Below are 11,441 nucleotides of genomic sequence, written 5' to 3' on the forward strand. Positions count from 1 at the left end.
TAACGTGAACGATGGAGGTGACCCACCCTAGATGAACTACACGATTCAAGCATCACAGCGTACACCTGCACTTATTATATATTTAATTGATATTAGCGCCTCCATGAACATGGTTCTGGAAAATCGTCGACGGATTGACGTCGTCTATGATGCCCTATCTCTCGCGATCCGCCAAATGGTATTTCGCTCTACCAAGGGAAATCGTCTGACACCTCGCTATCGTATAGCCATATTGGCTTACAGCGATGATGTATATGACTTGTTGAACGGAATCAAAGGGATTGACGAGATCGCTGCAGTTGGTTCTTTGCCTGACCTGACTCCGAGACGCTTTTCCGATTCTGCGAAGGCTTTTCTACAGGCGGAAAAGATTCTACAGGCCGAAATTCCGAATATGCAGGATTGTCCTGCGCCACTTGTATGCCACATGACCGATGGGGTAGCCACAGGTGAAGATCCCGAACCTATTGCAAAAAGAATTATGGGTATGAGTGTACCAGACGGCAATGTACTGGTGGAAAATATTTTTATATCCGATCATCTGCTGGAAGGTCCAATTGCTGAACCCAGAAGATGGAAGGGAATCTCTTCGGAAACGAATCTACAGGATGAGCATGGAGAGAAGCTGCGGAATATGTCATCCGTCCTGCCCGAAAGTTATCGGGAAATGCTTGTTGAAGCTGATTATTTGCTTGCACCCGGTGCACTCATGATGCTGCCAGGTACCTGTGCAGAATTGGTATCAATCGGGTTCCAGATGTCCGCTGCTACGCCTGTTAGATAGGAGGGGAATCATGAGAGCGATGCGTTTGGCAACATTGTCTGCTGGAGATAAGGGGGGCCATGCCGAGCAACGGCATGGCAACTTTCGCTATGTTAGTGTACAGACGGGAGAACAGCCACTAACCCGCTATCAGGGTACATTTAAGTGCAGATATGGTTATGGCAGAGCGGCTGAGACGGTACATCAGGGAGATACCGGACAGGACTTTGCTGCGGTACGTATGAAAGGAAATATCTGCAATTTTGTATTGTGTGATGGGGTAGGCATGAGTTACCTGGGCGATTTTGCAGCGCGTTTTCTGGGGAATGCTTTGCTGGATTGGTTGGAAACGACGCAACACCCGACAGAAGAGGGCGTGGAGCGTCTTCTCCATGATCTAACCCTTCCTGCATCTCAGCAGTTGGAGAAATTACAGCCACTGGAAAGTTCCCCTTTGTTGCTGCGTGAAGTGTTGATGGAAAAGCGAAGTCGGGGCAGTCAGGCCATGTATGTGTGTGGACGGATCGAGCTTACGGGAGGTGGCCGCAAAAGCCGTGTATGGTTAGCGTGGCAAGGAGATTCCCGTATTCGCCTTTGGCGTAATGGTCAGGAACAGTCTGAATTATTTCAGACTCACTGCAAGACAAATGAGCGTTGGTCTACACTTGAAGGGCCTGTTGGTGGTAAGCCGCACATCTGCGAGATGAAAGGGTCGGCAGGAGATTCACTGCGACTCCAGTTATATACGGATGGACTGAACGACCTGGATGCCATTCAAGCCTATGTCCCGGATGAACACATTCAGGTACTGCTGGATGCTACACATACCGGCGGACTTGAAGATGATGCCGCTTTCATTGAGCTGGAATGGTGAGTGCGGGATATCAAGTTGTGGATCGATCCTGCTGAAGCTGTGACAGCGGCGAAGATCAACTGTGAAAAAACTTGTTGATGTTGATTTAAAAGACACTCTTTTTGGGTAATCTTGTGAAGAATTGGCTAATGAAAGCTTGAATGTACATTCTTACATAATTGCTAATCAAAGGAGTGGAATGGATAATGACACAACATAACGGTAAGTCACGGTTCCAAGGCAAGGTTGCGATTATTACCGGAGCAGGCTCCGGGATTGGGAAAGCCACTGCGGTCAAGCTGGCTAAAGAGGGTGCACATGTTGCATTGTTTGATCTGGTGAATGATCGGATCTCGGAAACGGAAGCAGAGATTAATGCGCTGCACCCCGGTGCGGCAAGAGCATTTGATGTAGACATTTCTGACCCGGCACGTGTGGAAAAGGCTGTACTGGAAACCGTTGAGTTATTCGGCGGTTTGGATATCGTTTTTGCCAATGCGGGCATTAACGGAGTATCGGCACCCATTGAGGAAATTCAGGTTGAAGATTGGCAACAGATTATTACAACCAACCTGAATGGTACATTTTTCACCGTAAAATATGCTTTGCCTCACGTTAAGAAACGGGGTGGCGGCAGCATTATCATTACAAGTTCGATTAACGGCAATCAACGCTTCTCAAGCTTTGGCATGTCGGCGTACAGCACGTCCAAGGCAGGACAGGTTGCTTTTGCCAAGATGGCTGCGCTTGAACTGGCGAAGTTCAAGATACGTGTGAACGTAATCTGCCCAGGAGCGATTGCGACAAATATCGATCAAAGTACGGTCAAAACGGATGATCTGCAACAGATCATTATTCCGATGGAGTTCCCGGAAGGACAGCAACCACTTGCGGACGGGCCGGGTCAGCCGGAACATGTTGCCGATCTGGTAAGTTTCCTCGCATCGTCCGAATCCAGACATATTACGGGAGCAGAGATCGTCATTGATGGTGCCGAATCATTGCTCAGCTAAGTGAGCATTCTGGATAAATTTCATTTTTACTAAGGCGTGTCTTAGGGTGTGTCTGCGATAGTCGTTCCTCTGGAACGGCTTTTTTTGTTATAATGCTAACATTCGAATAGAGATACTGAAGAGCAGTAGGGTACATTCATTAGGAGTGATCATATGCATATAGAGTTACCGATACAAGAGGTTATTCCTGAGTTAAGACAGTTATTTCGGGATCAAGATACAGGTGTGTTAATTGCAGAGCCAGGAGCGGGAAAAACGACTGTTGTACCGCTGGCTTTGCTGGAGGAGCCGTGGGTTGCGGGACGGAAAATCATTATGCTGGAACCTCGAAGGCTGGCTGCGCGTTCGGCTGCATCGAGACTGGCGGCTACACTAGGGGAAAAGGCGGGTCAGACTGTAGGATATCGTGTACGCATGGATACCCGGGTGAGTCAGGCGACGCGTATTGAAGTTGTGACGGAAGGCGTATTGACCCGAATGTTGCAGCAGGATCAGGGACTTGAAGACACGGCGATGATTATATTCGATGAATTCCATGAGCGTCACTTACATGGGGATTTGGGTTTGGCTCTGGCATTGGAATCCCGAGCGATGTTACGTCCAGACTTGAAATTGCTGGTGATGTCGGCGACCCTCGATTCTGTTCCCGTCTGTGCATTGCTTGGCGAAGGTACAAAATCAATTCACTGTCCCGGGCGAACGTTTCCGGTGGAAACACGATATGTATCGAGACCAACAGCCATGCCACTGGAACAATTCACGGCTCAGACGGTGCACAGGGCATTAGCCGAACAGGAGGGGGACGTGCTTGTTTTCCTTCCTGGCGCAAAAGAGATACATCGTACAGAACGGGAGTTATGGAATGGTTCTCTTCCCGAACATGTGAAAGTTCATTCCCTGTATGGCAGTATGCCCGTGGAACAACAGGATGAGGCCATACGCCCGGCAGCTGAGGGCTCGCGCAAGGTGGTCTTATCCACCTCCATTGCGGAATCCAGTCTCACACTCGCTGGAGTTAAAATTGTGGTGGATGCAGGGTTGAGTCGTGCATCGGCATTTTCGCCGCGCACGGGTATGAGCCGGCTTGTCACCCTGCCGGTGTCCAAGGCGTCAGCCGATCAACGGCGGGGTCGTGCAGGGCGAATTGCCCCGGGGGTGTGTTACCGGCTATGGAGCGAGGAGGTTCATGGGGGGCTGCCTGAGGCAGCTCGCCCGGAGATCACCTCCGCGGATCTTGCGCCGCTGGCGTTGGAGCTTGCCGTCTGGGGTGTCCAGTCCCCAGCAGAGCTGCAATGGCTGGACACCCCGCCTGACGCCGCCTACGGCCAGGCACAGGCGCTGCTGCGCCAGCTGGGCGGCCTGGACGACGCAGGCCGCATCACGCCCTTCGGGCGGCGGATGAACACGCTTGGCGTGCATCCGCGACTGGCCAGCATGCTGCTCCGCGCAGCGGAGCTTGGGCTGGCCAGCTACGCCAGCATGCTGGCGGCACTGCTGCAGGAGCCTGCCGGCCTCCGCAGCAGTGGCAGTGCGGGCGCGGGCACGGACCTCCGCCCGCGCGTAGAGGCGCTGCTGACCGCGGACAGCAGCGGTATGCCGCAAGCGGCAGCGGCTGTCGCAGACGGCGCGGCCGTGCGGCGCATGCTCCAGGAGAGCCGCCAGCTGCGCTCGGCGCTCGGCCCGGCGGCCGATCCGGTAAGGCCGGATGAGGACAGCTGCGGACTGCTACTGTCCTTCGCCTATCCGGACCGGATCGGGCAACGCCGGGAGGACGGCCGCTATCTGCTGAGCAGCGGCCGCGGCGTACGGCTCGCAGCGACAGAATCGCTGAGCCGTTCAGCGTATCTGGTCGCAGCCGAGGCAGACGACCAGGGCGCAGATGCGCGCATCCTGCTGGCTGCGCCGTTGCAGGAGCAGACATTGGTGCAGGCAGCTCAGCACCTGCTGCAAGATGAAGTGCAAGTGGCCTGGGATTCTAATACCCGCAGCGTGCGAGCACATAAGAGACTTCGTATTGGAGCCCTTGTGATGAAAGAGAGCAGTATTGCACAGCCACCTGAAGATCAGGTGCTGGAAGCACTATTAACCGGAATTCGAATGGAAGGGCTGGATTGTCTGCCCTGGACAAAAACATCCAGACAACTTGCGGACAGGCTGCGGTTCCTGCATCTCCATCTACCTGAGTGGCCCGACCTGATCGAAGATGATCTGACCGAAGAGTTGGCAGAACATCTTACCCCTTATCTGACAGGCATGCGTTCGGCAGCCGACCTGAAGAGATTGTCGATGCAAGATGTATTACTGGGTGGCCTGAGCTGGACGCAACGACAACAACTGGACGATGAAGCTCCGACGCATATACAGGTGCCCAGTGGTTCGCGTATTCCCGTGGACTACAGTCGTCCAGAAGACCCGGCGCTGGCGGTAAGATTACAGGAGATGTTTGGACAACAGGAGACACCGCGTATAGCGGGTGGGCGAGTCCCGTTGACAATCCACCTATTATCACCGGCTCAGCGACCTGTACAGGTCACACGTGACTTGGCGAATTTCTGGCGAGAGACGTACTTTGACGTCAAAAAAGACCTGAAAGGTCGTTATCCGAAGCACTACTGGCCGGATAATCCACTTGAAGCGGTCGCCACAAATCGGGCCAAACCAAGGGGGAAATAGATGAATGATTTCGTTTTTTCAGATATCAACGATTGGGTTCTCAAAGGGCGCTCTTCATCAGGCTCAGACTCTCCTGAACAACCTTAAGTTTTGTAGCTGACCGAATCATTCTCTGCCTTAAAGAGTCATCCTCTAACCAGGACGTGTCTCAAAACTCGCTAACATGCAACTTTTACTGCCTTTTCGACCCATGTTAGTCACTTTGCCTTTTCGCTTCATGCTGCGTTACTTTCCCCTTGACGTGCTCCGGCACGCCTACCAAAAACATCCGGCATGGAACGAGAATTCAGCAAAAACTGCTTCTTTTGAGGTTGAAGGCGCGCCACAGAGCGTGTCCTCAACCTGCCGAAAGCCGGAGTGTAACTGAACGTGCCGGGGGCTGAACATGGAGCAGAATCATGGAGCGGAGCGCTAACGAACTTGTGACGTCTTATTCAGCGACTTAAAAGCGCCCGCAGTATTCTAGGGAATCTGAAACACGCTATATTTGAATAACCAGCCGTTTAAAACGGGTTTTTCAGGTGATTTTGGTTAATAACGTGTCTCATGTTCCTTACAAACTAAAATGAGGACCCGAAGGCTAAATAAGACGTCCTCGGTTCCTTAGAAAATCGCCTGGGACAATCCGCCAGGATCAGGCAACTTGTAATTCAAGATGTTTTGGACGCCCACGTCCTTCAACGTAGAGCATGCCTGACAACGTATTACATGCCTGAGTTGAACGCATACTCTGATGAGGATTAAAAAGGAGTGAACCTCAGCGTTTTTTTACTATCAGCACATACGATATTGACTTGCAAGCGTTTGAAAGAAACGAAGGCGGGTAATAACATAACGAACCACTCAATCAGATGAGGAGGGATTCATTATGCAAAAGAAAATCGTAGGTGTGTTTAATACAGAACGTGAAGCATCGCAAGCTATCGAGGGTCTGAAGGCACAAGGATTCACTTCAGACGAAATCTCCGTTGTTACACAAGATCGGGATGAACTGAAGGCAATTCGGGAAGAGACAGGTACCAAAGCCCCTGAAGGCGTGGCTGCAGGTGCAGCAACAGGTGGTGTACTTGGTGGCGTAGCTGGTCTGCTCGCAGGTATCGGTGCACTGGCTATACCCGGTATAGGACCGATTCTGGCCGCAGGCCCCATTGCAGCAGCATTTACCGGTGCAGCTGTAGGTGCGGGAGCTGGTGGACTGGTGGGTGGACTGGTAGGTCTTGGTATTCCGGAAGAGGACGCTAAACAGTATGAGGAGTATGTACAGAATGGTAAGATCCTGCTGCTCGTAGATTCTACGGATCGGGACTCCGATGTGTACGATGTATTCAGTGGCAACAGCCAGCTTAACCGGGACAGAGCCGAAGCAGCTCATCGCGGAGATGTGCCAGCCGAACGTCCTGATCTGGATATGGAAGAACGCAGATTGGAAGCCCAAAACAAGGCAGCGCGATTCGGTAACAATACATTCCTGTAATCTTGCCGCAAATATAATCGATATGAAATAAAACCCAATGACTTAATATCTGTAAAATGGAATGACATATATGATCCACCAGATGGTCATTAGCCGGTTTCCTTAAGGGAAGCCGGCTTTTGTCCCTGTGTTGCATATGGGTGGGTGTCAATAATGTCGGATGGTGTTTTTACCCAGTCAAGCAGGGAATAACAATACATATAACAGTACAGCTAAAGCGAGTCCAATCACCAGTAGCATCCATGTGAGAAACCGAATTAAACCGGTCGATGCCTGAAACGTCTGTTCATTGATTTGTGTACGCTTCCGATGATAGGCTGTTGCCGAATACACAATGATGGATATGCCGCCAATCAGAGAAGTGATACCCGTAATAATCGCCGCAATATGTGCAAGTTGATCATACGCCGACGAATTGAAGCCAAATCCGGCAGCAAGAAAGCCGATGCCCGCCATGGCAATACCGGTGCGTACCCAAGCCAGAAAAGTTCGCTCGTTAGCTAGATGTTGTTGGACATACTTGGAATCGGTAGTGGTTCGGTCTTTGTCTGTTAACGAAATGTGAATCAACCCCGTTCATTAGATATACGGCTTCATTGTACGTTGTTTTTATTGCAAAACCAAGAAAAGGAGTCTGAATGTATGCCTCGCAAAGAACGAATTACAGAAATAGAGAGTTTAAGGGGAATCGCCTTTGCCGCAGTGGTTCTCCAGCATTCCATCGCACATTTCTCTCTGGTCCCGGAAACGAGACTGGAGGATGGGGTGTTACTGGCCATACTGCTGATGCTCTCCAAATTTGCCGTTCCTTTATTCATATTCATAACAGGTATGGTGCTGTTTTATAACACGGGAGACAAGCTGCATTACGGCAAGTTTATGAGAAAAAGAGTAAACGACGTGATCGTGCCTTATCTCATCTGGTCACTCATTTATTTTACACTTGCACCGCGGGGTTGGACCGGATTTGGATGGAATGACATCCCAGACCTGGGTCTGAAGTTGCTTACGGGCAAAACGACTTCACACTTTTGGTACATCATTATGTTGATTCAGTTTTATCTGTTATTTCCGCTCTTTTTGCGAGCCATTCGTTATGTATATAACCGATATGAGGCCAAGGGGCGCTTAATCGCATTATTGATTTCTGGTGTGGTGTATCTGGTGCTTGCAGATCAATTAAGAAACATCGCCAAGTTCATGGAATGGCTGAATATCCCGGTCCTGACAGATGCTTTTACAACGTATGCAGATCGGAATTTCCTCTATTTCTTTATTTATTTTGTGCTTGGTGCCGCAGCGGGGTTATCCGTGCAGCACTGGAATGAATGGATTCATCGATTACGCTGGATATACTGGACGGTGTTTATTGTTCTGGGTCTGCGGTTTACATATCTATTAATGCTGGAGTTTCAGAAGCCGGAAGGAATCAAAATTACGTTTTACACAGTCAGCTTGATCCGCCCTGATATGGCACTCTTTCTGATCGCTTCCATTATGGTCATGTACCAGTTGGCCGGAAAACTTCATAACCTCAGGGCTACACGATTGCTGGGATGGATTGGTGGTGTATCGTATGGCGGTTATCTGATGCATATGTTGATGCTGCGGTATAGCTACATTCCGGATGAACTGTTTTATGTGGCAATGGGCTGGAACCCTGTCGTTCGAATGACCATCACCTGGTTGCTCGCTCTTACATTATCCTGTGTACTGACATGGCTTATCTCTCGTATAAGCTGGGGCAAATGGATTGTGGGAACCGTACCGAAGTCTGTCCGCGATAAATGAATCCATCAACATATGAAAAATTCATAATAGATCACCACAGCCGCACAGGAATGTACGGGAGTACGAGAGTATACAAACACAAGATACAGGAGCACAGGTATTACAGCTTTTGCACAGACTCTCTTGTCATTAAAATTCGATCTCACGACTCCATGAGCCCTGAAATAAACAACTTTTGAATAACAATTAAAATTTCATTACATGAAAAATTCACAACAGAAAACCTTTTTCCGTGCTTCCCCCAGCTTAACGCGTATTCACACGATTTCTTTCTCACCTTCTTTAAAGATGGATAAAAGGCAGACCAAGCGGAGAAAGATGGCAGAACCCGAACATAAGTTTTATAATACTAGATATATAGGTTCTGACAGGAGGGGAATGAACGTGGCTTTTATGATTGCGCAGCGGGCATTTATCAAGCTGTATCTGATTACGATGGTTGAACAGCACAGGGGGTATGGTTACGAGATGCTGGAGGCGATGAAGCAGGAATTCAAAGACTACGGTTATGTACCACCCCAGAGCGAGGTATATCGGGCACTGCATGAATTGGTCCAGCAAGGTGTTTTTTATCGCACGAAGAAGCTGAAGGGCAATGATCCAAAGGTCGATTTTCAGGAAATCGTTTTATATCATTTCACGGATGATGGTGCGGAGAAAGCTGAGTTATACAAGAAACAGGTCAAAACGGATCTGGATCGTTGTCTCGGCATGTTACACAAGGCAGAAGAGGACAATTACGGTACGAAAGGAAGATGAGCATGAACAGACAGTTACAGTGGGGAGTACTCGGTACGTCAACCATTGCCAAAAATGCAGTCATTCCGGCGATCCAGCAGTCTGAACGTGGTGAGGTGTTGGCGATTGCCAGCCGTAGCAAGGAAAAAGCGGAAACCCTTGCCGAAGAACTGGGCATTGCCAGATCATATGGCAGTTATGAAGAGCTCATCGCTGATCCGGACATTGAAGCTGTCTATATTCCTTTGCCTAACCATATGCACAAAGAATGGACCATCAAAGCGGCACAGGCTGGCAAACATGTGTTGTGTGAGAAACCAGCTGCCCTGAATGCTGATGAATCGGCAGAAATGATTGAGGTATGTCATCAGCATGGCGTTCTTTTTGCAGAAGCGATTATGTATCGATATCATCCCAAGCACAGACGTGTGCAAGAGATTATAGCTAGTGGAGAGATTGGCATTGTCAGAGCCATCCATGGTAACTTTACCTGTAATACCGCTGATGACAAGGAAAATGTAAGGTTCAAAAGAGAGATGGGCGGCGGATCATTATTTGATCTTGGCGTGTATCCGATCTCGGCAGCCCGGATGTATCTGGGACAGGAACCGGAAGCGGTGACAGTTCACGCTCTATTCTCGGACGAGCATGATGGCGTGGATATGATGGCGTCGGGACTGGTAGAATTTCCGAATTCGGTAGCTTTAACTTTTGACTGTGGCATGTGGGCTTCAGGTCGAGCGGAGATGGAGATTCTCGGGACGGAAGGGCGGATTGAACTGCCAAAAGTGTTTGGCTGGGAAAACAGTGATATTCCACCTCAGATTATTGTACACACGGATTCGGTCAGCCGTGAGGAGCGTGTATCGGTGTCGAATTCCTATGTGCTCCAGGTAGAGACGTTTGCAACGGCTGTGCTTGAAGGAGAGGCCTTACCTTTCAGTCCGGAAAATACCATTCAAAACATGCGCGTTATTGATGCATGCCTGGAATCGGCTCGAACTCGTCAACGTGTGCAACTGATCGATTAGGTCAGTTCAGTTTAAACATACTAGAAAAGTAGACTCCATCTTCAGGGATGAGAGTCTTTTTTATGTCTTAAAATGTTACAATTATAATATTTTACAATTTAAACGTCTTCATTTGATATTTCTACCAAAATGATGTGATATAAATAGTCATGAGATGACTTGTTTACTATAATCTAGCAGAACGTAACACTAGAAAGTTATAGCTTGCAGTATGCATATCGTGACAACGTTCATCTACTTTGAGGGATCGGGAGGCCGGATTGATGAAAAAGTTGATATCCACCGCATTACTGGCATTGTTGTTAACGTTTGTTTTCCTCACAGGATCACAGTTCACTCCAGTCGCACAGCAGAAGGCATCTGCTGCAACATGTACCATCATCAATACGTTTACAGGTGTAGCAAACTATTTGAGTGCAAACGGAACGTTGCCATGTAACTTTATTACCAAATCACAGGCAACAGGACTCGGCTGGGTAGCGTCAAAAGGAAACTTGGCTGTAGTGGCTCCTGGAAAAAGCATCGGTGGGGACACATTTGGCAATCGGGAGGGACTTCTGCCTTCGGCCAGCGGACGTATATGGCGCGAAGCGGATATTAACTATACTTCCGGCTTCCGTAATTCGGATCGGATTGTGTATTCCAATGATGGACTTATCTACAAAACGACAGATCACTATGCATCATTTACACGTTTGAAATAGAGGAAGGAGCAGCCATGATTACCGTGATTCTGGATGGAGAAGACTTTGCGAGTAGCGCTGAACTTCATCAACAATTAAAGGACAAGCTGAAACTGCCTGATTTTTATGGCGGTAATCTCGACGCTCTGTGGGATTGCCTGACGGGTACGATTGAACTTCCACTAGAGCTAAAATGGACCAACTACCAAATCAGCGAAGAACGACTGGGGAATGAAGCAGGCCGGGTACGCGATTTGATGTTGGAGGTACAGGCTGAACAGGCTGGATTTCAATTGAGTGTTGAGAAGTAGGCAGTAAATAAAGGCAGTTCTGATACAATCTGTCCAGCCGAGCAGACCACTTGTGGTCTGTTTTTTTTGTGTTATAGGAGGTTGTCCAAAAAGGTTGTTCAGAAAGTCCTT

At 49.1% G+C, this 11,441-nt stretch carries 11 protein-coding genes; 10 read left to right on the plus strand and 1 reads right to left on the minus strand.

Going from position 1 to position 11,441, the window contains the following annotated elements; all coding sequences use genetic code 11:
• Nucleotides 1-31 precede the first annotated feature (31 nt).
• From MHB85_RS11755 to MHB85_RS11775, 5 genes are all read left to right on the plus strand, one after another.
• Nucleotides 32-784: a vWA domain-containing protein gene (locus tag MHB85_RS11755; RefSeq protein ID WP_017689069.1), complete on the plus strand. Its 753-nt coding sequence runs from the start codon at nt 32-34 to the stop codon at nt 782-784.
• 10 nt (nt 785-794) lie between these two features.
• Nucleotides 795-1,637 carry a protein phosphatase 2C domain-containing protein gene (locus tag MHB85_RS11760; protein WP_091017192.1) on the plus strand — a complete coding sequence of 281 codons (843 nt, stop codon included), beginning with the start codon at nt 795-797 and terminating at the stop codon, nt 1,635-1,637.
• A 185-nt stretch (nt 1,638-1,822) separates the two neighbouring features.
• The gene (locus tag MHB85_RS11765) at nt 1,823-2,629 is read left to right on the plus strand and encodes an SDR family oxidoreductase (protein ID WP_091017190.1); all 807 of its coding nucleotides are present in this window, start codon (nt 1,823-1,825) and stop codon (nt 2,627-2,629) included.
• 153 nt (nt 2,630-2,782) lie between these two features.
• A complete protein-coding gene (gene hrpB / locus MHB85_RS11770; RefSeq protein WP_341072924.1) occupies nt 2,783-5,302 on the plus strand; it encodes an ATP-dependent helicase HrpB in 2,520 nt (839 codons plus the stop codon).
• A gap of 868 nt (nt 5,303-6,170) precedes the next feature.
• Nucleotides 6,171-6,776, plus strand: a complete 606-nt coding sequence (locus MHB85_RS11775) for a general stress protein (protein ID WP_017689064.1) — start codon at nt 6,171-6,173, stop codon at nt 6,774-6,776.
• A 177-nt stretch (nt 6,777-6,953) separates the two neighbouring features.
• On the opposite strand, the gene MHB85_RS11780 is transcribed toward MHB85_RS11775, so the two are convergent.
• Nucleotides 6,954-7,346: a YidH family protein gene (locus MHB85_RS11780; RefSeq protein WP_341072926.1), complete on the minus strand. Its 393-nt coding sequence runs from the start codon at nt 7,344-7,346 to the stop codon at nt 6,954-6,956.
• 72 nt (nt 7,347-7,418) lie between these two features.
• On the opposite strand from MHB85_RS11780, the gene MHB85_RS11785 reads away from it, so the two are divergent.
• The 5 genes from MHB85_RS11785 to MHB85_RS11805 all read left to right on the plus strand — a co-directional run bounded on the left by MHB85_RS11785 (nt 7,419) and on the right by MHB85_RS11805 (nt 11,330).
• Nucleotides 7,419-8,567 (plus strand): acyltransferase, encoded by a 1,149-nt coding sequence (locus MHB85_RS11785; RefSeq protein WP_341072928.1) that lies wholly within the window; start codon nt 7,419-7,421, stop codon nt 8,565-8,567.
• A gap of 384 nt (nt 8,568-8,951) precedes the next feature.
• A complete protein-coding gene (locus MHB85_RS11790; RefSeq protein WP_036609188.1) occupies nt 8,952-9,326 on the plus strand; it encodes a helix-turn-helix transcriptional regulator in 375 nt (124 codons plus the stop codon).
• 2 nt (nt 9,327-9,328) lie between these two features.
• Nucleotides 9,329-10,336 (plus strand): Gfo/Idh/MocA family protein, encoded by a 1,008-nt coding sequence (locus tag MHB85_RS11795; protein ID WP_076318555.1) that lies wholly within the window; start codon nt 9,329-9,331, stop codon nt 10,334-10,336.
• 263 nt (nt 10,337-10,599) lie between these two features.
• Nucleotides 10,600-11,040 (plus strand): ribonuclease, encoded by a 441-nt coding sequence (locus tag MHB85_RS11800; protein ID WP_341072931.1) that lies wholly within the window; start codon nt 10,600-10,602, stop codon nt 11,038-11,040.
• Nucleotides 11,041-11,054: 14 nt separating this feature from the next.
• Complete coding sequence (locus tag MHB85_RS11805; protein WP_105598244.1) at nt 11,055-11,330, plus strand: barstar family protein; 276 nt, start codon at nt 11,055-11,057, stop codon at nt 11,328-11,330.
• Nucleotides 11,331-11,441: the final 111 nt, after the last annotated feature.

Source organism: Paenibacillus sp. FSL K6-4396 (assembly GCF_038002525.1).
GTDB lineage: Bacteria > Bacillota > Bacilli > Paenibacillales > Paenibacillaceae > Paenibacillus > Paenibacillus amylolyticus_B.